The sequence below is a fragment of the Pseudomonas sp. GM24 genome (genome assembly GCF_000282235.1).
GTDB lineage: Bacteria > Pseudomonadota > Gammaproteobacteria > Pseudomonadales > Pseudomonadaceae > Aquipseudomonas.
Genome location: NZ_AKJR01000035.1, coordinates 13,401 through 35,859 on the forward strand (window position 1 = coordinate 13,401; position 22,459 = coordinate 35,859).

The following is a 22,459-nucleotide window of genomic DNA, read 5'->3' on the forward strand; positions in this document are numbered from 1 at the left end:
TGTGGGAGCTGGCTTGCCAGCGATGGGGCCGGTATTCCTTACACAAGACTGTCGCGAACCATATCGAGGAAGGTCGCCACCACCCGTCGATTGCTTTGCTCGCGCAAACACACCAGCGTCTCCGTCAGTCGTCGTGTGCAATCTATTATCGGCAACGCACACACCCGCGAATCCGCACCAAACTCCGCCGCCGAAACAACGCCGACACCAATCCCGACCACCACCGCCTCACGCGCTGCTTCCCGGCCTTCCACCTGAATCGCCGGACGAATACGAAACCCCGCCCGCGCCATTTCCTCTTCCAGCGTTTGCCGCGTCACCGAACCGTGTTCACGCAACACTAGCGGCGTGTCATCCAGGTCTGCCAGGCAAATCGATTCACGTTCGGCCCACGGATGATTGCGTGATACGAACGCCACCATCGGATCATTGCGCAGCGGCACACACAGCAAGCGTTCATCGCTGACATCACGCCCAAGCAACGCCAGATCGGCCTGATAGTTGAACAGGCGAAACAGCGATTCATCGGTATTGCCGGTCTCGATCTTCACGCTGATGCCCGGATAGCGCTCACAGAACCGCGCGATCTGCGGCAACACGTGCACCGGTGCATCCACCGCCAGAATCAGGCTGCCGGTCTGCAGGGCCTGGGATTCCTGCAGCAGTTCCTGCGCTTCGGCTTCAATTACAAACAGGCGCTGGGTGATCGCCAGTAAGCGCTCGCCCAGGTCGGTCAGGCGCACGGAACGTTTATTGCGGTGAAACAGCAAAACGCCGAAACGCTCTTCGAGTTTGCGCACTTGGTCGGATATCGCCGGTTGCGTGAGAAAAAGGCGCTCGGCGGCTTTGGTGAAGCTTCCATGCACGGCCACGGCGTGGAAGGCTTTGAGTTGGGCGTGGGACACCGACATGCAGTCACCTGATCGATAAGTCAGTAACAAGCTGAGCTTATGTGTGAAATACGATAAATCGATTTTATTTATTAAACAGTAATTGCTTTGATCGGCTCACGCCATCGCTGACTGCCCGCTCGGGCAGCACGGTGGCCATGAGCCTGTGCGTGCAACAGCAGGACTCATCTGACCGATATCGCCGTAGGGACGGGGTGATATCGCAGTGCTCAACAATAAAAACACAGGCGTTTTGCTTAACGATTCTGCCGGCACACTCACACCCTGAGGTCAGAACCACCATGAACAAGCACATCGGCACCATTGCGCGTTGGCGCGTGCAGATTTTCGCGATTACCTGGCTGGCGTACGCCGCTTTCTACTTCACCCGCAAAGCGTTTTCGGTGGCCAAACTGGGCATCGCCGAAGACCCCACCTTCATGCTCGACAAGATGGCCATGGCCAACCTCGATGCGATTTATCTGGCGGCTTATGCCCTCGGCCAGTTCACTTGGGGCATGCTCGCTGACCGCTTTGGCCCACGGGTCGTGGTGCTCGGCGGTTTGCTGATTTCCGCAGCGGCGGCGTTGGTGATGGGCAGTTTCGCCACGTTGCCGATCTTTGCCACCTGCATGTTGATTCAGGGGTTGGCGCAGTCCACCGGATGGTCGGGATTGTGCAAGAACCTCGGCAGTTTTTTCCCTTCCCAACAACGCGGGCGGGTGCTCGGCCTATGGAGTTCCTGTTACGCCTTTGGTGGTCTGGTGGCGTCGCCATTCGCCGGTTGGTGGGCGTATACCTTGATGGGCACCTGGCACGCGGCCTTCATTTCCAGTGCGGTGGTGGTTGCCGTGGTCGCGGTGTTGTTCTTTATCTTCCAGCGCAATAAACCCGAAGACGTCGGCTTGCCTGCGGTAGAGCCGGAGCCTGAACTGACGGCGGAAGAAACCGAAGCCAACAGCAAACTCAGTGTCTGGGAGCCGTTAAAGGAAATCCTGCGTAACCGCACGGTGCTGGTACTGGGCCTGGCGTATTTCATGTTGAAACCGGCGCGTTACGCGATTCTGTTGTGGGGCCCGGTGATTGTCTTTGAACAGATGCCCAGTGTCGGCAAGGTCGGCGCGGCGATCATTCCCACTTCGTTCGAACTGGCCGGGTTGCTCGGGCCGATTCTGATCGGCCTGGCTTCGGACAAACTCTTTGGCGCCCGGCGTATGCCGGCCTGCGTATTGAGCTTGTTGGCGCTGACCGTGACGCTGGCGCTGTTCATGGCTGCGTTGCAGAGCGGCAGTGTGTTGCTGGTGGTCGCCTTGTTGTTTGTCATGGGCCTGACCCTCTACGGCCCGGATTCAATGATCAGCGGTGCCGCCGCGATCGACTTCGGCAAAGCCAAGGCCGGCGCCACGGCGGCCGGTTTCGTCAACGGCTGCGGCTCGGTCGGCGCGGTACTCGGCGGTTTGCTGCCAGGCTACTTCGACTCGGTGACGGTGTTCATCGTCTTCGCCGGTTGTGCGCTGTTCTCGGCGCTGGTGCTGATTCCGCACTGGAACAGCCGTCCGGTCGGCGTGATGGAGCCGCGTGCCTCAATCCCCAATTGCCCGCTGACGATCAAACCCCTGCGTTCCTGAAACCCTTTGCCTCGCGGCCTGCTGCGGCGCTCGCGGCAGGCTGGGTCGTGGCCATCTGACTTGGAGTACCCCACATGAGACCGTTTTGGCTGGAGCAGGCCTTGCAGGCCGACAGCTCTGAAACCTGTCCGCCGTTGCACGGCGAAGTCCGCGCCGATGTGTGCATCGTCGGCGGTGGCTACACCGGGTTGTGGACGGCGATCATGCTCAAGCAACAGAACCCCGAACTCGATGTGTTGCTGATCGAAGCGGACATCTGCGGCGCTGGCGCCAGTGGGCGTAATGGCGGGTGTGCGCTGTCGTGGTCGGCGAAGTATTTCACCCTTGAGCGCTTGTTTGGCGTCGAGGAAGCGGTACGTCTGGTCAAGGAATCGGAACGCAGTATCCACGCGATCGGCGAGTTCTGTGAGCAGTACGGTGTCGACGCCGATTACCGTCTGGACGGCACGCTGTACACCGCGACCAACCGCGCGCAAGTCGGTTCGACCGACGCGGTGATTGCCGCACTGGAGCGCAATGGCATCAACTCGTTCACCCAGCGTCCGCTGGCCGATGTGCAGCGCATGGCCGGTTCGAGCAAACATCTGGAGGGCTGGTTCTCGCCGGCAGCGGCCAGTGTGCAGCCGGGCAAACTGGTGCGTGGCTTGCGTCGGGTGGCATTGCAGTTGGGTGTGAAGATTCACGAAAACACGGCAATGACCGGGCTGGAGGAGGGACGCCCGGCGCGGTTGCAGACGCCGAATGGCACGGTGATCGCCGATCGCGTGGTGCTGGCGATGAACGCGTGGATGGCCCGTGCCTTCCCGCAGTTCGAACGTAGCGTGGCGATTGTTTCCAGCGACATGCTGATCACCGAACCGCGCCCGGATCTGTTACAGGAGATCGGTTTGACCAGTGGCGTCACCGTGCTTGATTCGCGGATTTTCGTGCACTACTACCACAACACCCCGGACGGCCGGATCATGCTCGGTAAGGGCGGCAATACCTTCGCGTTTGGCGGGCGCATGCTGCCAGTATTCGATCAGCCATCGCCCTATGCCGGCCTGCTGAAAAACAGCCTCGCCGACTTCTTCCCGGCATTTGCCGATGTCAAAGTCGAGGCCACCTGGAACGGCCCGTCGGATCGCTCGGTCACCGGTTTGCCGTTCTTCGGCCAGATGAGCAGCGCCGGCAATGTGTTTTACGGTTTCGGCTATTCGGGCAGCGGTGTCGGCCCATGTCACATGGGCGGGCAGATTCTCGCTTCGCTGGTGCAAGGCCTGGACAATCCATGGACGCTTTCGCCGCTGGTCAACGGGCCGCTGGGCTACTTCCCGCCAGAGCCGATCCGTTACCTCGGCTCGCTGATGGTGCGCAACGCCATCCGCCGCAAGGAGCGCGCCGAGGATCACGGCCGGCGGCCTCGGCATCTCGATGTGCGCCTGGCCAAATTTGCCGCAGCGGCGGGCAAGGCTGACAAAGGTTGAAGCACGGCGTGTTGATGTAGCGTGATCAGCGGGCGTTGCTGTTGAGCAACCAGTCGAGCAACAAGTCGTTGTCGCGTGCGGTCGGTGGTTCGCGAGGCGTCGGGTTGGGTGAGTTGCCCAGACAGAGAATTGGCCGGTCCGGGTCGCTGTCGAGGAAACTCACCCACACTTCACTGCCGGCGCAGGGCAGTTCGTCCCGTGCGAATCGACCATTGGCTCGCGTCATGGCGATGGGCAGCCAGACCGCGTCGCTATCAAGTGTTTGCGGTTGTTCCGAGGGCCACAGCCTGACGGCGACTCGACCTTGCTCATCGAGCTGCGCCGGTTGCCCGGTGGGTCCGACTACCTGTGCCAGGTGATACCCGGCGATGGCCGGGCGGGTTTGTTTGAGCGCTGGACGGTAGTCGGTCGACCAGGGCTGGGCGGTGAAATCGTTGTGGTAGCGGTGCCGCGGCGGTGTCGGATCCAGAATCGACGGATGTTGCCCATGATGGCGTATTGAAGTGAGTCGCCATTGTTCGTTGAAGTGGCTGATCGGATGCGCCGACACTTGCAGCAGATGCCCACTGAGCAAGCCCACCCGGTCAGAGCGGCCGTTGATCGTGCGATGCTGGCAGCGTTGCCGTTCCAGATGTCGACGGCTGCGTTGTTCGTGGTGACGTTGTTCGAGAGAGGGTATCGGCGGCAGGGGATTGGCTGTGATGTGGTTGGCGGCATCGTCGCTGAGCGCTTGCTGCCCTCGATTACGCACCGCATGCAGTGTGGCGATGGGGGCAGCGTGATGATGCTGGTACAGCGCACTGACGCAGGGGGAGGGCGTTTGCTCGCAAGCCTTGAATGCAACCAGCACCGGCATTTGCGGCAAGCTCAGGCTGTCATCGGCAAACACGACAATGTGCCCGTCCACTCGGTGTTCGAAGTGATAGTGAATGCCTTCCTCTTCGCAAAGCCTGTCCAGCAGCGCCAGATCGCTTTCTTCGTACTGGATGCAAAACGGCCGGATCGGGTATTGCCCGACGCTCATTTCAATCCGGTAGCCGTCAGCGGGCAAGGCATTTTCCGTGAGCAATTGCTCAAGGATCTGCGGCACGCTCAGTTGCACGAACACGCGCCGTTTGCTCGGCTGGGCCAGCCTCTGCAGGCGCGGCACAACCGTCAGTCGATAGCCGATCCGGTGTGTGCCTCGATGTTCGCAACTGGCACTGTCGATCACGCCGTGAATCCCATGATGGTCGTCCAGGCGCAGAAATGCCGGTTGATGCAGAAATGTACCCGGCGCCATGGCGGGGGCCAGGCCGATCAGTTCGATGTCGAAACGGTAGGGCTGGTTGAGCGCTTCCTCGCCGTGAAAGCGCACCACTGGCAGGCACAGACCGCTGTCGGTCAGGGTCAGGGTAAAAGGACTTTCCTTGTCATTGAGCATTCGAACGGGCTCTGTCAGGCAATACGGGCCTGAGAGGGTACGAAACCGCAGCGTTGAATGGTCATGTCAAATCCGTTTTTCAGAATCGCCCTACACGCTTTGGTGAAGATGTCGATTCCACATTGCGTTTTTTTGGTCGATTGCCGACTTTAGGCCGTATAAACTTGGCGCCACGCGTCGGCCAATAGATGTCTCGGCGCCACAGATCAAGAGAGTGAGTAATGGGCGCACAGTGGAAGGTTAAACACAAAGAAGCGGCAGCCAACGCCAAAGGCAAGATCTTCGGCAAACTGGTGAAAGAAATCACCATCGCTGCCCGCAACGGTGCCGATACCACCACCAACGCACACCTGCGTCTGGTGGTCGAACAGGCCAAGAAAGCCTCGATGCCAAAAGAAACCCTGGACCGCGCGATCAAGAAAGGCGCCGGTCTGCTGGGTGAAACCGTGCAATACCATCGCGTGACCTACGAAGGGTTCGCCCCGCACCAGGTGCCGCTGATCGTCGAGTGCGTGACCGACAACATCAACCGTACCGTCGCGGAAATCCGCGTGGCGTTCCGCAAGGGCCAACTGGGGGCTTCCGGCTCCGTGGCCTGGGACTTCAACCACGTCGGCATGATCGAAGCCTCGCCGGACACCCCGGACGCCGATCCGGAAATGGCCGCCATCGAAGCCGGCGCGCAGGATTTCGAGCCAGGCGAAGAGGGCGCGACGCTGTTCCTGACCGACCCTACCGATCTGGATGCGGTGCAGAAAGCACTGCCAGAGCAAGGTTTCACCGTGTTGTCGGCCAAACTCGGTTACCAGCCGAAGAACCCGGTGAGCGGTTTGAGCGACGAGCAGATGGCTGAGGTTGAAGCGTTCCTCGAAGGCCTCGACAACCATGATGACGTGCAGGACATGTTTGTTGGCCTGGCGGGCTGATCTGTTTCTCCGGTGATGGCCTCATCGCGGGCAAGCCCGCTCCCACAGGTTCAGAGGTGTCCACACATTTTGTGAGCGACTCGGACACTGTGGGAGCGGGCTTGCCCGCGATTGACTGCGCAGCAGTCAGCTTTGCCGCAGAACCGCATTAACTTCAGCAAACCCCGGCCGCGCCAGCACCTCCGCCTGACAGCAACGCCGCTCCAGCTCTTCGAGCACCGCACGCAATTCATCACTCAACCCCGAGTCGATGCGTGCCAGCAATTCCCCCAGCAAAATCCCGAACGCGCGCACTTCAATACGTTGCAACGCCCGTGTTTCTGCTGTGTCGGCAACCGCGTGGAACGACGCCCCACCAAAATCCCCGAGCAGGCAATCGCCGTGTCCATTCAACAGAATGTTGTGCCCGTAGAGATCGCCGTGGGTGATGCCTTGCCGATGCAAGTGTTCTGCCGCCGAGGCAATGCCTTTGGCAACGTTCAGCGCAACCTCGGCGCTGAACCGGCAATCATCGGCGTAAACATCTCGCGAGCAGGATGCCAGGCTTGGCAGGTCGGCGAGGTTGCGGAAAGACGGATCGATCAACTGCATCACCAAGCCTTGCTGGCCGTCGGGATGGCCATTGATGCGCCCCTCGATGCGGATCAGATTGGGATGCAGACCGGCGGTGATACAGGCATTCATTTCGTGCAGCGGTGAACCGTCGCTGGTCATTTCACCTTTGTACAGTTTCACCGCGACCGGCGTCACTGAGCCATCGTCGCGTTGCCAGCTCGCCCGGGAAATCACCCCCGAAGCGCCTTCACCCAGCCATTGCTCCAGGCGCAGCGCTGACCAAGGGATGTGCGGCGTCGCTTCCAGCGCGGCGGCGTCTGCCTCGGTTTCCAGCGGATTACCGGCGTAGGCCAGCCACGTCAGGCTCGGCAGCGCGAGCAGCCACTGCGGCAGTTCGGTCAGGCGGTTGGCGGCAATGCGCAGCAGCTCCAGTCGATGGCAGTTGCTCAGCGAGGACGGCAGCGCTTGCAGGCGATTGCCGGACAGCATGAGTTTTTGCAGGGCAGGGCGCTCACCGAGTTCGCTTGGCAGGCTTTCGATGCAGTTGTCGGTCAGGATCAGCCAGCGCAACTGAGGCGGCAGCGCTTGAGCGGGGACGTTGACGATGCGATTGGCCCTGAAACCGATCATCGTCAGCGCCGCGCACTGGCCGAGACAGGCTGGCAGTTCGGTGAACGGGTTATCGGAGCAGAACAGCACGCGCAGGCGCGTCAGACGATGCAAGTCATCCGGCAGGCTGCTCAATTGGTTGCCGCTGAGGTTGAGGATTTCCAGGGTGTCGGCCAGGTCGAAAATCTCGCGCGGGAACTCGGTCAGTCCACAAGACAGATCCAGACGCGTAATGCCCGACAACTCGCCGGCGCGCAATTGAGCAAGGGTGTGCATGTTGGTGTTCGCTATTGTTCAGTGGAGCGACGCTGGGGCGCTGGGAATGGGCAGCATGATAACGGCAAAGCCCGGGTTTGAATTGGACAGATGGCGAAACTTCAGTAGCCCTTGGTGGGAGCGCGCCTGCTCGCGAAGGCGGAGTGTCAGAAGCTGATGTTTTGACTGATAGGGCGCTTTCGCGAGCAGGCTCGCTCCCACAGGGGAATGGCGTGCTCAGATCGTCCCGTGCACTTCTTGCAACTGCCCCAAGCGGCTGCGCGTGCGCGCCAGGTCGATGACATGGCCGTCCATGCTTTCGCGCAAGGGCAGTCGACCGAGCAGCGTCAGGTGCTTGTCCTGGTCGTACAGCACGTCGATCAGGTTGATGAAGCGCTGTTGCGCGGCGATCGAGCATTGCGCCAGTTCTGGCAGATCATCAATGATCCAGCGGTCGAAACGTCGACACAGTTCCAGGTAATCCATGACCGCCGTTGGCTGTTCACACAGGTCGTTGAAGGTGAAACCGACCCGCCGCTCCTGACAAAACCGCGCCTGAAACTGCCGGGTGCCGACTGTTAGCGTGACGGTTGGTGCGTCGGCAGGTGGCAAATCGAGGGCGGCGCGCTGTGCTGGCGTCGCCGGCCACACGTAATGCCCTTGGGTGAAGATCTGATGTGCAGAATGGCGCGTCTGGCTGCGGTAATCGTGCGGGCCGCCGACCTCCATCACCTGCATGCGCGTATTGATCAGTTCGATCACCGGTTTGAAGCGGGCGTGATAGAGCGGATTGGGCAGCAGACCTTCCGGCGCGTAGTTGGAGGTGACCAGCAGCAGGATCCGCCGCTTGAACAGTGCCTTGAACAGCCGGGTGATGAGCATGGCATCGCCGATGTCATGCACATGAAACTCGTCGAAACACAGCACCCGGCAATCTTGCAGCAATTCGTCGAGGGAGACTTCGAGAGCATCGTCGTGCTCGCGATGACTGAACATGGCCTGATGCAATTGCGCGAAGAACTGATGGAAATGCAGACGCCGTTTCTGGGTGATCGGCAAGGCTTGAAAGAAACCGTCGAGCAGCCAGCTCTTGCCACGTCCGACAGCGCCGAACAAATAGAGGTTCTGGGGTGTGCGAGCGCTTGCGCCGAGCAAAAGACTCGCCTGCTGCGCCATGCAATCGATGACGCACTGCTGGCTGTGGCTGAGGGTGTAGCCCTGACCACTGGCCTTGTGCCGAAAGTAATCGCGGATCGACTGGGCACTGGCATCATGCCCGGCACTGGCCGGAAAACCTTTGCCGAACCAGCGGCGCAACGCCGGCCAGCGCTGGATCAGTCGTGATCGTTTCGGCGGTTGGGCAGGCACTGTGGGCGTCTCCGTGTTCGTCAAGACCGGCACCCGGGAGCGCGGCAACGTAGTGTAACCAGACGCCGACTTGGCCAGCCACCGCAACGATCCGAGAGTGGGCGGTTATTGGACAAATTTGTGCGGCACGTACAGCTATTTTTAGCGACATGGCTCGACGTGTTGCCAACCTTTCGAAACATATCTCGGGCGATCCCTGGATCCAATCGACTGGCGGAATCGTCGACCATTGCTAACCTCAATCACAGAAACGACGTCGCAAGCGATCGCTGACAAGGAACGGCGCAGTGAATGTACAGGTAGTCATGGGCTTGCTGGTTGTACTCGTTGCGCCTGTTCATGCGGCGGATCTTCAAGTCGAAGTGCGCGTTGACGTGCAGCGCGGCTGCCAGTTGATCGGCCAGCAGCGTGGCGCCGGCATTGAGCAACTGGGTGTGCTCGACTTTGGCAGCACCGCACGCCTCGATGACCCCGCCGGGCCATTGGCTGCCGCATTGACCAATCAGCGCCTGCCACGGCTGGAGTGCAACCCGGACACGCCGTACCAGATGCGCGTCGATGGCGGCTTGCATGGCGGTGTCGGTGAAGTCCGCTATATGGCCGGTTCGTTCGGCAGCAAACCGATTCCGTATCGCTTGTATCAGGACGCGGCGCGCCGGGTACCGCTGGTGGTGGATGTGCCAGTCAGCGGGCGGGTGCCGGACAGTGGCACGGTAGAACTGCCGCTGTATGCGCGGATCGAACGCCTGGCTGAGGTGCCGCAGGTCAGTCGTTATTCGGATCTGGTCAAGGTGACGGTTACCTGGTGATCGCGGTATCAAGGCAACCGCTGGACGCGGGTGCACAAGGAAGGCGTTCAATCATGAGCGCGGTGATCGATTCAGCGTGAAGGAGCAGGGACGGGCGCAATGACAGGCAAACACTGGATGGTGGTGGCGGCAGGTACGCTGGCATTGCTCGCAGATGACGCGCAAGCGGCGATGAGCGGGCAGATCAATGCGCGGCTGATCCTGATTGCCGGCTGCGAAGTCACCAATACCAGCACGCCCGAGAGCCCGGTCAGTGCCCTCGGCACCCTCGATTTCGGCCTTCAGGGGCCCACCTGGAACGCACCGATCAAGGCCAGTCTCGACGGTGACAGCAGCGGTACACTCAACGTTGCCTGCAATCCTTCGGTCACCGGCTTCACCGTCACTATCGATGGCGGTACCCACGGTGACGGCAACACCCGGCGCCTGAGCAACGGCCGCCAGACCCTTCCCTATCAGCTGTTTGTCGATCCCTCCGGCGCCCGGAGCTACAGCATCGGCCAGCAACACAATTTCGCTGTCACCAGCGGTGCGCAGATACCCATTCCGGTATTTGGCTCGGTGGTGGCGAATACCCGCGCGGTGCCGGCAGGGGTCTATACCGACACCCTGACGGTGACGCTCGACTGGTAAACCCGTAGAGGACGGACACCATGCGTACGTTTGCATCAAGGATAGGTTTGTCGTTACTCGGCCTGGCGCTGGTTTCCAGTGCCAACGCCGCCACCACGGTCACCGGCCAGATCACCTCCAGCCTGATCCTGATCAGCAGTTGTCAGGTCAACGGCGCCGGCGGTTCCACCGGGCTGAACTTCGGTGCGTTGAATTTCGGCACCGCCAACAGCCTGTTCACCACCGCCACCGGGCAGGTGTTGGGCGGTGGTGGCGGGGCGCTGTCGATTCTCTGCTCCAGTGGCACCACGCCGACGGTCAAGGTGCGCGCGGGTTCCCATGACGGCATGTCGCCGGGCGGCACGCGAGCGTTGTATGACGGGGTGGCCAATTACGTGCCGTACGACTTGTACACCGATGCCGGGCACTCGCAACTGCTGGCGATCGACGGGACCATCAACCTTGCGGCCAGCACCGGTGTCGCGCAGACGGTGAACCTCTACGGTCAGGCGGTGGGCAAGGCCGGTTTGCCGGCGGGGACTTACACCGACACCGTCGCTGTTGAACTGACGTTCTGATGCCATGCGCTGCCATGGCTGCGCCGCGTTGCTCCTGCTTTGTGCGGGCAGTGCACCGCTGCCGCTGACCGCCGCGACCAGCCAGAGCTTTCAGGTCAGCGCCACGGTCACTGCCGGGTGTCTGGTGGTGGGCGGGGTATCGAATTATGGCGGGCTGAATTTCGGTTCACGTTCGGCACTGGCCACCGGCACCGTACAGGTCGCGCTGACCGGCGGGGTGCAATTGCAATGCACGCCGGGCGTAACGCTGAACATGAGCGTCGATGGCGGCCAGTACAACAGCAGCGGCCGGCATATGCAGGTCAACAGCGGCAGCGCGCGGGTGGCGTATGCACTGTTTCGTGATGCGGCTTACAGCCAGAGCCTGGGTATTGGCCAGAGTGTGGCGGTGGCTTACAGCGATGCGAACAACATCAGCCTGCCGATTTACGGTCAGGTGCAATTGCCGGGCAATCAGCCTGGGGGGACGTACAGCGACGTGTTGCAGGTGCAACTGTCGTGGTAAGGCGAAGTTGAATGGCCGACAAGGAGCAGGTTTATGGGGGCAGTTACGTCACGGCATTCGCTCGTGTGTTGCGCGATGTGCGCGGTGGTCATGTTCGGGGCAAGCAACGCACACGCTGCCAGTTCGGTGCTGATCTGGCCGATCGATCCGGTGCTGGAGGCTGATCAGCAGGCCAGTGCGCTGTGGCTGGAGAACCGCGGCAGCGAAACCGCCAATCTGCAGATCCGCGTGTTCGGCTGGAGCCAGAGTGGGTTCGCCGAGCAATACCAGAACCAGCGCGACGTGATCGGCAGCCCACCGGTGGCGAAAATCGAACCGGGGCAGAAACAATTGGTGCGTCTGACCCGGACCAAGGAAGTGCCGCCGGGGCAGGAACTGGCCTATCGAATCATCATCGACGAAATTCCCACTGCGCAACCAGCGACTACCGACGGCGGCAAAACCGCCGCCGCGATCCGCTTCCAGATGCGTTATTCGGTACCGCTGTTTGCCTATGGCGCGGGGCTGTGGAGCAAGGAAGACAGCACCCGTGAGCGCGATCCCAAAGGTGTCGGTCTGCCGCAGTTGAGCTGGCGCACGGTGGCGGTGGACGGCAAGCCCTACGTCGAAGTGCGCAATCAGGGCGCGGTGCATGCTCGGCTGACCGACGTGGCCATCAAACAGGCCGGGCAGAGCAAGCCATTGGCCGAAGGGTTGTTGGGTTATGTGCTGCCCGGTGCGGTGATGCGCTGGCCGGCACCGACGCCGCTGACCAGTGATTCAGCGTTGCAGGTACGAGTAAATGGCGCGGCACAGGTGCAGAGCATCACGCCAGCCAAGTGAGTGAGTCGTAGCGCTGGCATCTGGCGTCGACGCAAGCGGTATCAGGAGGATTGAGTCCATTGACGGACGTAAAGCGCGTATGAGCCCAGGACGGGTTCGCCGTATTCAGCGTCCGTTGTGGCTCATCACCGGCGCGTGTTGCCTGATGTTCATTCAACCATCCGGGGCCGGCGATCTGCCGCCGCCACCCAGCGGCATGGAGGCCGTGAGTGATGCACAGTTGTTTCTGGAACTGGTGGTCAACCAGATGAATACCGGGCGCGTAGTGGCGGTGCAGCAGCGCGACGGGCGCTTGTTTGTCCCGGCGACGGCGTTGCGTGAAACCGGCATGAAGCTGCCCGACAGTCTCGGCGCCGAGGTCGATCTCGACAGTCTGGCGGGGCTGCACTCTGACTACGACAGTGTTGGTCAACGCCTGCTGCTGGACGTGCCGCCGGACTGGCTGCCGGAACAGTTCATCGGTAATCGACAAGCCTATCCGCGCACCCCGGCGCTGAGCAGTTTCGGCGCGCTGTTCAACTATGACCTGTACCTCAACGACACTGACGATGCCGGCACTTACCTGGCGGCGTGGAACGAAGTGCGGCTGTTCGACAGTTGGGGCACGTTGTCCAATACCGGGCAATACCGGCGCACCTTGTCCGGTGATTCGCTCAACACGCTGGACAACGGCTACTTGCGATACGACACCACCTGGCGTTACTCCGACGACGAGCGAATGCTTACCTATGAGGCCGGCGACGTGATCAGCGGCGCTTTGCCGTGGAGCAGTTCGGTGCGTCTGGGCGGCGTGCAGTTCTCGCGGGATTTCGCGGTGCGCCCGGATCTGGTGACCTATCCGTTGCCGCAATTTGCCGGTGAAGCAGCGGTGCCGTCCTCGGTGGATCTGTTCATCAATGGCTACAAGTCCAGCAGTGCAGACTTGCAGCCCGGGCCGTACACACTGACCAATATTCCGTTCATCAACGGCGCTGGCGAAGCTGTCGTTGTGACCACTGATGCGCTCGGTCGGCAGGTCTCGACCACGGTGCCGTTCTATGTCACCAGCACCTTGCTGCAAAAAGGCTTGAGCGACTTTTCCGTGGCCGCCGGTACGTTGCGTCGCGACTACGGTTTGAAGGATTTCAGTTACGGGCCGGGGGTCACCTCAGGCAGCCTGCGTTACGGCATCAGCGACAGTTTCACTCTGGAAAGCCATGCCGAAGCGGCCGATTCGCTGACACTGGGCGGCCTCGGCGGCAACCTGCGTCTGGGCAATTTCGGCGTACTCAACAGCGCGATGAGTCAAAGCCGCTTCGACGGCGAGGGCGGGCAGCAATTAAGCCTGGGCTATCAGTACAGCAACCAGCGTTTCAGCTTTTCTTATCAGCGGCTGCAACGTCACGCTCAATACGCCGATCTGACCGTAGTCGACAGCCCGTACATCAGTCTTAGCCGGCGTAGCGAGCAAGCGACCCTGAGCCTCAACCTAGACCGCTGGGGCAGTCTCGGCGCCGGTTATTTCGATGTGCGCGCGGCGGACGATTCGCGCACGCGGCTGCTCAACCTCAGCTGGAGCAAGCCGCTGTGGCGCAACAGCAGTTTCTACCTCTCGGCCAACCGTGAGATCGGCGACAGCAACTGGGCGGTGCAGGCGCAACTGGTGATTCCATTCGATCTGCGCGGCAGCCTGGCGATCAGCAGCGATCGCAGTAAAACCGGGCAGAGTCAGCAGCGGGTCAACTACAGTCGCGCGGTGCCGACTGAGGGCGGCGTGGGTTTCAATCTGGGTTACGCCAAGGGTGACGGCGCCGATTATCGTCAGGCCGACGTCACCTGGCGTCTGCAATCGGTGCAGTTGCAGGCCGGCGTCTACGGTACTTCCGACGCCGAAACCCGTTGGGCCGATGCCAGTGGTTCGCTGGTGTGGATGGATCGTCAGGTGTTCGCCGCCAACCGCATCGACGATGCATTTGTGGTGGTCAGTACTGAGGGTTTTGCCGACATTCCGGTGCGCTACGAAAATCAGCAGGTCGGCCAGACTGACAAGAATGGGCATCTGCTGGTGCCGTGGAGCAGTGCCTATTACCGCGGCAAGTATGAAATCGATCCACTGAATCTGCCGGCCAACGTGCGCAGCCCCAACGTCGAACAGCGCATCGCTGTGCGGCGTGGCAGCGGTTATCTGTTGGAGTTTCCGCTGACCCGAGTGATTGCCGCGAGCATCGTGCTGGTCGACGCGCAGCAGCGCGAGTTGCCGCTGGGCGCGGGCGTGCTGCATGAGCAGAGCGGGACGCGGACGGTGGTCGGTTGGGATGGGCTGGTGTATCTGGAAAACCTGCAGGCGCAGAACTCGTTGCAAGTGACGCTGGCCGACGGCAAGACCTGTCAGGCGCAGTTCAGTGTCGATCTGAATCAGGATCAGGTGCCGTTGATTGGCCCGTTGGTGTGCCAATGATGTTCCGGCGATGGCTGTTATGTCTGGCACTGCTTATACCCGGGGCGGTGCAGGCCGCGTGCTCGGTGGTCAGCACCACGCCAGCGGCGTTTGGCACGCTCAGTTCGATTGCCGTGCGCACAACTTCGCAACCCAGTTCCACGTTGAATGCGGGTTTGAGTTGCACCGGTTCGCTGCTGTCCCTGCTGACCAGCAACGACCACTTCTGGGGCACCGTTTCATCGACTCAAAGTGGTCTGGTCGGGCCGACCGGCGATGTCATCAATTACACGATCTACGCCAACAACAGCACCAGCTATCCGCTGACTCGCGGCACTGCCTATGACTTTGCGCGCAACGGCATCATCGATGCTCTGGGCTTGCTCAACGGTACGACGCCGAAAACGGTGCCGCTGTATCTCGGTACTACCATTGGCAGCAACGTCGCCGCCGGGGTGTATACCGAAACCCTGAGTATTTTCTGGAACTGGAATTACTGTTCGGGCATCGGCATCGGTGCTATTTGCCTCGGGCGTGATATCGCCAACGGCACGACGTCGTTGACGGTGAACTTGACGGTGTCCAACGACTGTACGATTACCGCACCGAACATTGCCTTCGGCAGCGCGCCGGTGGTCAGCGCGTTCACCCCGGTGACCGGACAGACGATCAATCTGGCCTGCACCAAGGGCAGTGCCTACACCGTGGGGCTGAGCGACGGGCAGAACGCGGTGAGTGTCGGTGGCCGGCGCCGGATGATTTCCGGAAGCAATTATCTGGCCTACGACATTTTCAAAAGTGCCGGCACCACGCGTTGGGGCAGTGTCGGCGCGGCACGGCGGGCGAGTACCGACGCCGAGGTCAATCCGGGAAACGGCTTGGGCACGGGCAGTCAGATCTTCAACTACAACGCGAAGATCTACACCGACCAGACCACGCCGCCGGCGGGCACGTATCTGGACAATGTGGTTTTGGACGTGGGTTTCTGAGCTGACACGATCCTTTGTATGAGCTGTCGAGTGAAACGAGGCTGCGATCTTTTGATCTTGCCCTTAAGAACAAGATCAAAAGATCGCAGCGTGCCGCAGCTCCTACATAGAACAGCGGTGTTTTCAGAATTGCAGTGATTGCTTGAGCTGTTGCGCCGCTGGCGTATCGACCGGGCTGACCATGGCGTAGTTGTAGCCGCCACCCGACCAGTATTCGGCCTGCAAGTCGCCATCACTGCGGCTTCCACGCGGCAAAAAAGTGTTTTTCGGTCCTGGCGGGCGCACGTAGAAACTCACTTTGTGGCCGTTGCCATCCTCATACATCACCATCGCTGCCGGGCCTTCGTCGGTGCTGAGCAGGCGTCCGCTGACCGGTTCAAACCCGGCCGCCTTCAGATCCGGTAAACGACTGGCCCGGTTGAAATAACGGTCGAGCCAGCGCTGCATGTCGCCATCACTGTCGACCTTGTAATCAGCCGGCAGCATGCCTTGCTGGGCAATCAGGCGATAGGCTTGCAAGGCGTCGGTCATCGGCAACATGGACGGGCGCACCAGGGTCATTTCCCGAGCCTGCCAACCACTGAATCCGCCGACGCTGACCGCGATCAGCAACACCGCCGCGCTGGCCAGATGGCGACGCGATTGACGCTGGCGGCGCTGGCGAATCATCGCCGGATCAAGCGCCGGGTTGGCCGGTTGCTGCAATGCGCCGCTAAGTGCCGCGCGCAATTGCTGGGCATCCTGTTGCCAGGCGCGAACCTGCGCCGCTTCATCCGGGTGACTGGCCAGCCAGGTCTCCAGCACACGCCGGTCGGCGTCGCTGAGCTGGTGGTCGACATAGGCGTGCAGGTCACGCTCGTTGGGAGGCAGGCTGATCATTTGAGTATCCGCAAAGAAGGGCTGCTGATTTCGCCATCGCTGAGTTGGCGCAAGGCCTGGCGGGCGCGGGACAGGCGCGACATCACGGTGCCGATCGGGGCGCCGAGAATCTCGGCGACCTCTTTATAGGAAAGGCCTTCCACCGAGACCATCAGCAACAGGGCGCGCTGTTCGCTGGGCAGGCGATCGAAGGCTTGCAGGGTCGACTGGGCGATGACGGTGCGCTCGACCGAGGGCTCGGCGTCGTCGCGACCGGTGAAGAATTCGAGCATGCGCGCATAGCGTCGGGAGCGCCGATGGGCGTCGAGAAACTGCCGATAGAGGATCGCAAACAGCCAGGCGCGCAAGTCGCCGTCGGCGCGTTTATCGCCCCAACTCGACAGTGCCCGCTCGAGGCAAGCCTGTACCAGATCGTCGGCGCTGCTGCTGTTGCGTGTCAGTGACACGGCAAAGCGGCGCAATCTGGGAATGATTTCTCTCAACTGTTCGTCGAATTCGCTCATGAAATTCTGCTAGTCACTACGCTGTGGACTAGGGAGACGCCCGTCGTTGGAGGTTATTCCACGTTCGGAAAAATAAATACCGTCGCGTGGAATAAACCCGGACGAGGCGCGTCTTGCTGATTCTTCCTACTTGTGGCCGATGGCCCTGGAGTTTTTCATGGTTGATCGTTCATCACCCGATGCTGCACCGCCCGGCGGGCCGCAGCGTCCGCCACTGAGTGCGGCGAGCCTGGTTCTGCGTCTGGGCGGCATTGCCGTGGTAGTCGCCGCAGTGGCCGGAGCATTCGCCTACGTTCACGGCAACTTTGACCCACAACGCCTGACGCCAAAAGCGTTGGTCGATGTGCTGGAGAAGAACAACGGCGTGCACCCCGGGTTTCGCCGTAACCACGCCAAAGGCGTGTGCGTGATCGGGCATTTCGAGAGCAGTGGTGAGGCACGGGCGTTTTCTACCGCGCAGGTGTTCAACGAGCCGCAGACCCCGGTAGTCGGGCGATTCGCCTTGCCAGCCGGCAATCCGTATGCACCGGACAGCAGCGTGCCGATTCGCAGTCTGGCGTTGCGATTCACCCAGGCCAACGGGCAGCAGTGGCGCACCGGGATGAACAGCATGCCGGTGTTCCCGGTCGGTACGCCTGAAGCGTTTTATCAATTGCAGCAGGCGCAGTCGCCAGATCCGGCCACCGGTAAACCGGATCCGAGCAAGGTGCCAGCGTTCTTCGCATCGCATCCGGAAGCCGTGCCGTTTCTGACCTGGGTGAAGACCGCCAAACCCTCGGCCAGTTACGCCACCGAAACCTACAACAGCGTCAACGCGTTTTATCTGGTCGACGCCAGCGGTAAAAAACAGGCGGTGCGCTGGAGCATGACGCCGTTGGCGCGAGACGCTGCGGGCGCCACTGCGCCTGAGGGCGGCGATTTTCTCGAGAAGGATCTGGTGCAGCGGTTGGCGTCTGCGCCGTTGCGTTTTCAGTTGAACATCACCCTGGCCAATCCTGAGGACCCGGTGAACGATGCCAGCAAGACCTGGCCCGACGGCCGCAAAGTGTTGAACGCCGGCACACTGGTGCTGGAAAAAACCCAGCCACAACTGAGCGGCGAATGCCGTGATATCAACTACGACCCGCTGGTGCTGCCGGCCGGGATTCAAGGCTCCGACGACCCGTTGCTCGCGGCGCGTTCCGCCGGTTACGCCAATTCCTATCTGCGTCGCACCAGCGAAGTCAGCCAGTTGCCCGCTGCCAAACAGGAGGCTCGTCCATGAGCACTCAACCGACGCATTTCGCCCTGTTGGCGCGCCTGCTGCACTGGCTGATGGCAATCATGATCATCGCCATGCTGTTTATTGGTGCCGGCATGGTCACCTCGGTTTCCGAGCGGCATGAATGGTTGATCCATCTGCACAAACCGCTGGGCATTGCGATTCTGGGGCTGGTGATTGTCCGTTTGCTGGTGCGGTTCACTACGCGCCAACCGCCGCTGCCGGCGGATTTGCCAAGTTGGCAAGTGATGGCGGCGAAGGCTTCGCATCTGCTGCTGTACGCGTTGATGCTGGTGTTGCCGTTGCTGGGCTGGGCGATGATCAGTGCTTCGGGCGAACCGGTCATGCTCAGCACAACGTTGCAGTTGCCAGCCATTGTTCCGGCCGATGCGCAGTTGTTCGCGTTATTGCGCAAGGCGCACGGGTATCTGGCCTATCTGTTGTTTCTGACGGTGCTGCTGCACCTGGCGGCGGCGCTGTTTCATGGCTGGATCCGCCGCGACGAGGTGCTCGACAGTATGTTGCGCGGTCGCGACCGCGGTTAACTCGCTTGAGTGGCGCAGCGTGCCGGTGCGCCGCTTTTCAGGGTCAGCCACCAGTACGCGAGCGCCACGGCGTTGATGCCCGCGCCGAGCAGGCACACGCCGATCCATCCGGCCCACGCGTACATCGCGGTCGAGCCGATGGAGCCGAGCGCGCTGCCGATCGAGTAGAACAGCATGTAACCGGCGGTGAGACGGCTTTGCGCTTCGGGGCGCACGCTGTAGATCATGCTCTGGCTGGTGACGTGCACCGCTTGCAGACCCAGATCCAGAGTGATCACGCCGAGTAGCAATGCCCACAGCGAAGATTGGGTGAGGGCGATTGGTAGCCATGAAGCGAGCATCAGCAACAGCGAAAGACCGCTGACCCATTGTCCGAGGCCGCGATCAGCCAGATGCCCGGCGCGTGCAGCGGCCAGCGCACCCGCTGCGCCAGCCAGTCCGAACAGACCGATTTCACTGTGCGACAAAGAAAGTGGCGGCGCGGCGAGCGGCAACACCATCGGCGTCCACAGCACCATTGCGCTGGCAAAGGTCAGCAGCGCGAGGATCGCGCGTTGACGCAGTACCGGTTCTTCTTTGAACAGACTGAATACCGAGGCGATCAGTGCGGTGTAGCCAGTCGCCGGTTGTGGGGCTTCATGCTTGGGCAGGACGCGAAACAGCAGCAGCGCCATCAACAATGTCAGCCCTGCTGACAGGAAGTAAATCGCTCGCCACCCAGCCAGATCGGCCATGCCGCCGGCGACCGTGCGTGCCAGCAGAATTCCTATCACGATGCCGCTGGTGACCACACCGACCACGCGCCCGCGCTGGGCCGGGAGCGCCAGCGTGGCGGCGTAAGCCACCAGCACCTGCGTCACTACCGCGAGCAGCCCTGTCAAGGTCATGCCAAGCAGCAGCCACGCACTGTTGGGCGCCAGCGCGATCATCAACAATGCCGCTGCCGATAGCAGCGTTTGAGTGACGATCAATCGGCGCCGGTTGAGCAGATCACCGAGGGGCACCAGTAGTACCAGACCGATGCCGTAGCCGATTTGCGTCAGGGTGATGACGATGCCGATGGTCGCCGGCGACAGGGCAAACGCCTCGGCCATGGCGTCCAGCAATGGCTGTGCGTAATACACGTTGCCCACGGCCAGACCGCAGGCCACAGAGAAAAGCAAAACGGCGCTGCTTTTGAGAGGTTTCATATCCCGCATCCTTTTAGGTTTCAAAATAAAACCTTGATCACGGTATGAGTGCGGGTTTTATTTTGCAACCTGTTTGCGCGAGTGTGTGAATGGCAAAAAGCAAAAGATCGCAGACAAGCTGCGATCTTTTGATGGACGGAGGAGGGGATCAGCGCAGGGTATCAACCATTTCAGCGATGGTGGTCAGCACGTCTTTGCCCAGCTGTTTGGAGCGTTTGCCCGACCAGCCGGTTTCCTTGTCAGGGTGGTCGTCGTGATCCTTGAACGGCATTTCCAGGGTCAGCGACAAGCAGTCGTATTTCTGCCCGACGCTGTTGCAGGCCAGGGTCATGTTGGCCTGGCCCGGTTCGTCGCGGGTGTAGCCGTGCTTGGTCTGGAAATCTTTGGTGGTGTGTTTAAGGTGGCTGCGAAAGTGCTCTTCGAGCTTCTCGATTCGTGGCGTGTAGCCCGGATTGCCTTCGCAACCGGCGGTGAACACATGGGGGATTTCTTCATCGCCGTGTACGTCGAGGAACAGGTCGACGCCATACTTTTCCATCTGTTGTTGTACGAAAAGTACTTCGGGGCTGACGTCCTGACTGGCGTTCTGCCAAGCGCGGTTCAAGTCCTGGCCCATCGCATTGGTGCGCAGGTGACCGTGGAAGGCACCGTCCGGATTCATGTTCGGCACCAGGTACAGATCGGCACTCGCCAGCAGCTTGTTCAGCACCGGATCGTCATGTCTTTCCAGGCGTTCGATCACGCCTTCCATGAACCATTCGGCCATGTGTTCGCCCGGATGCTGCTGAGCAATGATCCAGACTTTGCGCTGGCCTTCGGCACCGGTGCCTTTGCGCAGCAGCTGAATGTCGCGACCTTCGACGCTCTTGCCGGTTGCCAGCAATTCGGTGCCGGCCTTGCTCAGTGCCTGATCGATCAACCAGTCGTGACGGCCACGGCTGTAGGGTTCGAAATACGCAAACCATGCATGGGTTTGCTCGGCTTCGAGGCAAAAGCGCAGGCTGTCACCTTCAAAACTGGTTGGAATGCGGAACCAGTTGACGTGGTCGTAGGAGGCGACTGCCTGATAGCCGGTCCAGGCTTTGTTATAGGAAGATTGGCTGGCGTTGACCAGGCGGAACCAATGTTCCTGATGAACATGCAGGCCGCTGGCCTTGAAGTGGAACCACTGAAAGTGAGCGCTGCGGGTGTCCGGGCGAATGGCCAGAACCGGATTGAGCGGGTTGCTGATGTCGATGACTTGGATGTTGCCGCTGTCGAAGTTGGCGCTGATGTCGAACGAAGATTTGGCCACGGTCATAATCGATTCCTGAATATGATTTTTATGGCCGTTACTGTACACGCAGGCAGGGCTGAAACCGAGGGGAATTGCGGGGTGTGGCGGGGGGCGTCCTCCATGACGCGCAAGCAGCTTAGAGACTGTGCGATTGATTCTCAAGTGCTAATTGTCATTAGTTTGCCCCAATCTGGCCGGGCCTCGCTTGCCAAGCGATATTCTTTTGATATTATCCGCGCCATTGAATTTGCAGCACTTAAAGACTTCATTAGCCTGAAGCCATAAGCCCGAAAAACGGGCAAAAAAAGACCCGGCAAAAAGCCGGGTCAAAAACCGTGATTAGCCTGATGAGGAGATAGTCCAGAAGACCGACCTAAGGTCTCTGGTCCATCGACTGATCTCGCGACCAGCTGCATGCAATAATAATCATTATCATTTGCAAGTCAAATGTTTTTATCTGCGCGATTGGAAAATTCTTTCCCGTCCGCCCACACTCGCGTCCCTCTCAGGCTTCATCGCCATCGAGCGAATGGTCGACCATCGCCCGCGCCATATCCACCATGTGCACCACTGAAAATGCCAGATCGCGACTCGCGCCTTGCAGGCTTTCGGCTGCCTTGAACGCAGTGGCTGCCGCACAGCGCAGCAGGTCCGAGGCGTGTACCAGGGCTTCTTCGCCACTGAGATGGCGCCTGACATCAAAAAAACGCTCGTCGACCTCTGGTTCTGAAACAGCTGGTTTCAAGTAATAGTCCAGCGCTCGCTGCGCTGCCGCATTGCCCTGAGGGGAGGTGAAGCTGGTGTCCATTTGCAGGTCGGGCAAGTCTTTGCTGCTGATATTCATGATGAAGAAGCACTCCTTGGTCGATTGTAAATCCGTGCTCTCAGAATAGTACTCTGTGTAGTTGTGACCAGAATTTAAATACTACAATATGTGTTTTGTTGGCCGAAGGC

The 22,459-nt window shown here is 60.6% G+C and carries 22 protein-coding genes; 13 read left to right on the forward strand and 9 right to left on the reverse strand.

Going from position 1 to position 22,459, the window contains the following annotated elements:
* Positions 1-38: 38 nt before the first annotated feature.
* Positions 39-911: a LysR family transcriptional regulator gene (locus tag PMI23_RS05715; RefSeq protein WP_007917288.1), complete on the reverse strand. Its 873-nt coding sequence runs from the start codon at positions 909-911 to the stop codon at positions 39-41.
* Positions 912-1,192: 281 nt separating this feature from the next.
* Between PMI23_RS05715 and PMI23_RS05720 the strand changes: the two genes are divergently transcribed.
* Positions 1,193-2,518, forward strand: a complete 1,326-nt coding sequence (locus PMI23_RS05720; protein ID WP_007917286.1) for an MFS transporter — start codon at positions 1,193-1,195, stop codon at positions 2,516-2,518.
* Positions 2,519-2,592: 74 nt separating this feature from the next.
* On the forward strand, positions 2,593-3,984 hold the full coding sequence (locus PMI23_RS05725; RefSeq protein ID WP_007917284.1) for an FAD-dependent oxidoreductase: 1,392 nt from the start codon (positions 2,593-2,595) through the stop codon (positions 3,982-3,984).
* A 25-nt stretch (positions 3,985-4,009) separates the two neighbouring features.
* On the opposite strand, the gene PMI23_RS05730 is transcribed toward PMI23_RS05725, so the two are convergent.
* The gene (locus PMI23_RS05730) at positions 4,010-5,407 is read right to left on the reverse strand and encodes a type VI secretion system Vgr family protein (protein WP_007917282.1); all 1,398 of its coding nucleotides are present in this window, start codon (positions 5,405-5,407) and stop codon (positions 4,010-4,012) included.
* Positions 5,408-5,628: 221 nt separating this feature from the next.
* Here PMI23_RS05730 and PMI23_RS05735 point away from each other — a divergent pair, with 221 nt between their 5' ends.
* The gene (locus PMI23_RS05735) at positions 5,629-6,333 is read left to right on the forward strand and encodes a YebC/PmpR family DNA-binding transcriptional regulator (RefSeq protein ID WP_007917279.1); all 705 of its coding nucleotides are present in this window, start codon (positions 5,629-5,631) and stop codon (positions 6,331-6,333) included.
* A gap of 126 nt (positions 6,334-6,459) precedes the next feature.
* On the opposite strand, the gene PMI23_RS05740 is transcribed toward PMI23_RS05735, so the two are convergent.
* Together PMI23_RS05740 and zapE are read right to left on the reverse strand one after the other, a co-directional pair.
* Positions 6,460-7,773: a leucine-rich repeat-containing protein kinase family protein gene (locus PMI23_RS05740; RefSeq protein ID WP_007917277.1), complete on the reverse strand. Its 1,314-nt coding sequence runs from the start codon at positions 7,771-7,773 to the stop codon at positions 6,460-6,462.
* Positions 7,774-7,989: 216 nt separating this feature from the next.
* Complete coding sequence (gene zapE, locus PMI23_RS05745) at positions 7,990-9,120, reverse strand: cell division protein ZapE (RefSeq protein WP_007917276.1); 1,131 nt, start codon at positions 9,118-9,120, stop codon at positions 7,990-7,992.
* 305 nt (positions 9,121-9,425) lie between these two features.
* Here zapE and PMI23_RS05750 point away from each other — a divergent pair, with 305 nt between their 5' ends.
* The 7 genes from PMI23_RS05750 (at position 9,426) to PMI23_RS05780 (ending at position 15,851) form a co-directional block, all read left to right on the forward strand.
* Complete coding sequence (locus tag PMI23_RS05750; RefSeq protein ID WP_042704908.1) at positions 9,426-9,929, forward strand: Csu type fimbrial protein; 504 nt, start codon at positions 9,426-9,428, stop codon at positions 9,927-9,929.
* 99 nt (positions 9,930-10,028) lie between these two features.
* Positions 10,029-10,562, forward strand: coding sequence for a Csu type fimbrial protein (locus PMI23_RS05755; RefSeq protein ID WP_007917274.1), 534 nt, complete (start codon positions 10,029-10,031; stop codon positions 10,560-10,562).
* Positions 10,563-10,582: 20 nt separating this feature from the next.
* The gene (locus PMI23_RS05760) at positions 10,583-11,119 is read left to right on the forward strand and encodes a Csu type fimbrial protein (protein WP_007949687.1); all 537 of its coding nucleotides are present in this window, start codon (positions 10,583-10,585) and stop codon (positions 11,117-11,119) included.
* A gap of 4 nt (positions 11,120-11,123) precedes the next feature.
* Positions 11,124-11,624: a Csu type fimbrial protein gene (locus PMI23_RS05765; protein ID WP_007917272.1), complete on the forward strand. Its 501-nt coding sequence runs from the start codon at positions 11,124-11,126 to the stop codon at positions 11,622-11,624.
* Between the two features lie 33 nt (positions 11,625-11,657).
* Positions 11,658-12,446, forward strand: a complete 789-nt coding sequence (locus PMI23_RS05770) for a fimbrial biogenesis chaperone (protein ID WP_007917270.1) — start codon at positions 11,658-11,660, stop codon at positions 12,444-12,446.
* Between the two features lie 79 nt (positions 12,447-12,525).
* Positions 12,526-14,883 (forward strand): fimbria/pilus outer membrane usher protein, encoded by a 2,358-nt coding sequence (locus PMI23_RS05775; protein WP_007917269.1) that lies wholly within the window; start codon positions 12,526-12,528, stop codon positions 14,881-14,883.
* Complete coding sequence (locus PMI23_RS05780; RefSeq protein WP_007917267.1) at positions 14,880-15,851, forward strand: Csu type fimbrial protein; 972 nt, start codon at positions 14,880-14,882, stop codon at positions 15,849-15,851. The genes PMI23_RS05775 and PMI23_RS05780 overlap by 4 nt, the downstream gene beginning before the upstream one ends.
* 123 nt (positions 15,852-15,974) lie before the next feature.
* Here PMI23_RS05780 and PMI23_RS05785 read toward each other — a convergent pair whose 3' ends face one another.
* Entirely contained in the window at positions 15,975-16,730 is a 756-nt protein-coding gene (locus PMI23_RS05785; RefSeq protein WP_007917265.1) for an anti-sigma factor family protein, read from the reverse strand.
* Complete coding sequence (locus PMI23_RS05790) at positions 16,727-17,233, reverse strand: sigma-70 family RNA polymerase sigma factor (protein WP_007917263.1); 507 nt, start codon at positions 17,231-17,233, stop codon at positions 16,727-16,729. Before PMI23_RS05790 ends, PMI23_RS05785 begins: the two co-directional genes overlap by 4 nt.
* A gap of 157 nt (positions 17,234-17,390) precedes the next feature.
* Between PMI23_RS05790 and PMI23_RS05795 the strand changes: the two genes are divergently transcribed.
* Positions 17,391-18,497 carry a catalase family peroxidase gene (locus PMI23_RS05795; RefSeq protein WP_007917260.1) on the forward strand — a complete coding sequence of 369 codons (1,107 nt, stop codon included), beginning with the start codon at positions 17,391-17,393 and terminating at the stop codon, positions 18,495-18,497.
* Positions 18,494-19,039 carry a cytochrome b gene (locus tag PMI23_RS05800; RefSeq protein WP_007917259.1) on the forward strand — a complete coding sequence of 182 codons (546 nt, stop codon included), beginning with the start codon at positions 18,494-18,496 and terminating at the stop codon, positions 19,037-19,039. Before PMI23_RS05795 ends, PMI23_RS05800 begins: the two co-directional genes overlap by 4 nt.
* Here the strand turns inward: PMI23_RS05800 and PMI23_RS05805 are convergent.
* Positions 19,036-20,229, reverse strand: a complete 1,194-nt coding sequence (locus PMI23_RS05805; RefSeq protein ID WP_007917257.1) for an MFS transporter — start codon at positions 20,227-20,229, stop codon at positions 19,036-19,038. The genes PMI23_RS05800 and PMI23_RS05805 overlap by 4 nt on opposite strands.
* Positions 20,230-20,377: 148 nt before the next feature.
* Positions 20,378-21,529, reverse strand: coding sequence for a M14 family metallopeptidase (locus PMI23_RS05810; protein ID WP_007917255.1), 1,152 nt, complete (start codon positions 21,527-21,529; stop codon positions 20,378-20,380).
* Between the two features lie 96 nt (positions 21,530-21,625).
* Here PMI23_RS05810 and PMI23_RS05815 point away from each other — a divergent pair, with 96 nt between their 5' ends.
* Positions 21,626-21,790, forward strand: coding sequence for a hypothetical protein (locus PMI23_RS05815; protein WP_157279732.1), 165 nt, complete (start codon positions 21,626-21,628; stop codon positions 21,788-21,790).
* 220 nt (positions 21,791-22,010) lie between these two features.
* Here the strand turns inward: PMI23_RS05815 and PMI23_RS05820 are convergent, their stop codons facing one another.
* Positions 22,011-22,349 (reverse strand): DUF6124 family protein, encoded by a 339-nt coding sequence (locus PMI23_RS05820; protein ID WP_007917252.1) that lies wholly within the window; start codon positions 22,347-22,349, stop codon positions 22,011-22,013.
* Positions 22,350-22,459: the final 110 nt, after the last annotated feature.

What these genes read in the sequence shown, in the direction of transcription:
- PMI23_RS05715 (WP_007917288.1), bottom strand. Translation starts at nt 911, where the DNA reads ATGTCGGTGTCCCACGCCCAACTCAAAGCCTTCCACGCCGTGGCCGTG.
- PMI23_RS05720 (WP_007917286.1), top strand. Translation starts at nt 1,193, where the DNA reads ATGAACAAGCACATCGGCACCATTGCGCGTTGGCGCGTGCAGATTTTC.
- PMI23_RS05725 (WP_007917284.1), top strand. Translation starts at nt 2,593, where the DNA reads ATGAGACCGTTTTGGCTGGAGCAGGCCTTGCAGGCCGACAGCTCTGAA.
- PMI23_RS05730 (WP_007917282.1), bottom strand. Translation starts at nt 5,407, where the DNA reads ATGCTCAATGACAAGGAAAGTCCTTTTACCCTGACCCTGACCGACAGC.
- PMI23_RS05735 (WP_007917279.1), top strand. Translation starts at nt 5,629, where the DNA reads ATGGGCGCACAGTGGAAGGTTAAACACAAAGAAGCGGCAGCCAACGCC.
- PMI23_RS05740 (WP_007917277.1), bottom strand. Translation starts at nt 7,773, where the DNA reads ATGCACACCCTTGCTCAATTGCGCGCCGGCGAGTTGTCGGGCATTACG.
- PMI23_RS05750 (WP_042704908.1), top strand. Translation starts at nt 9,426, where the DNA reads ATGGGCTTGCTGGTTGTACTCGTTGCGCCTGTTCATGCGGCGGATCTT.
- PMI23_RS05755 (WP_007917274.1), top strand. Translation starts at nt 10,029, where the DNA reads ATGACAGGCAAACACTGGATGGTGGTGGCGGCAGGTACGCTGGCATTG.
- PMI23_RS05760 (WP_007949687.1), top strand. Translation starts at nt 10,583, where the DNA reads ATGCGTACGTTTGCATCAAGGATAGGTTTGTCGTTACTCGGCCTGGCG.
- PMI23_RS05765 (WP_007917272.1), top strand. Translation starts at nt 11,124, where the DNA reads ATGCGCTGCCATGGCTGCGCCGCGTTGCTCCTGCTTTGTGCGGGCAGT.
- PMI23_RS05770 (WP_007917270.1), top strand. Translation starts at nt 11,658, where the DNA reads ATGGGGGCAGTTACGTCACGGCATTCGCTCGTGTGTTGCGCGATGTGC.
- PMI23_RS05775 (WP_007917269.1), top strand. Translation starts at nt 12,526, where the DNA reads ATGAGCCCAGGACGGGTTCGCCGTATTCAGCGTCCGTTGTGGCTCATC.
- PMI23_RS05780 (WP_007917267.1), top strand. Translation starts at nt 14,880, where the DNA reads ATGATGTTCCGGCGATGGCTGTTATGTCTGGCACTGCTTATACCCGGG.
- PMI23_RS05785 (WP_007917265.1), bottom strand. Translation starts at nt 16,730, where the DNA reads ATGATCAGCCTGCCTCCCAACGAGCGTGACCTGCACGCCTATGTCGAC.
- PMI23_RS05790 (WP_007917263.1), bottom strand. Translation starts at nt 17,233, where the DNA reads ATGAGCGAATTCGACGAACAGTTGAGAGAAATCATTCCCAGATTGCGC.
- PMI23_RS05795 (WP_007917260.1), top strand. Translation starts at nt 17,391, where the DNA reads ATGGTTGATCGTTCATCACCCGATGCTGCACCGCCCGGCGGGCCGCAG.
- PMI23_RS05800 (WP_007917259.1), top strand. Translation starts at nt 18,494, where the DNA reads ATGAGCACTCAACCGACGCATTTCGCCCTGTTGGCGCGCCTGCTGCAC.
- PMI23_RS05805 (WP_007917257.1), bottom strand. Translation starts at nt 20,229, where the DNA reads ATGAAACCTCTCAAAAGCAGCGCCGTTTTGCTTTTCTCTGTGGCCTGC.
- PMI23_RS05810 (WP_007917255.1), bottom strand. Translation starts at nt 21,529, where the DNA reads ATGACCGTGGCCAAATCTTCGTTCGACATCAGCGCCAACTTCGACAGC.
- PMI23_RS05815 (WP_157279732.1), top strand. Translation starts at nt 21,626, where the DNA reads ATGACGCGCAAGCAGCTTAGAGACTGTGCGATTGATTCTCAAGTGCTA.
- PMI23_RS05820 (WP_007917252.1), bottom strand. Translation starts at nt 22,349, where the DNA reads ATGAATATCAGCAGCAAAGACTTGCCCGACCTGCAAATGGACACCAGC.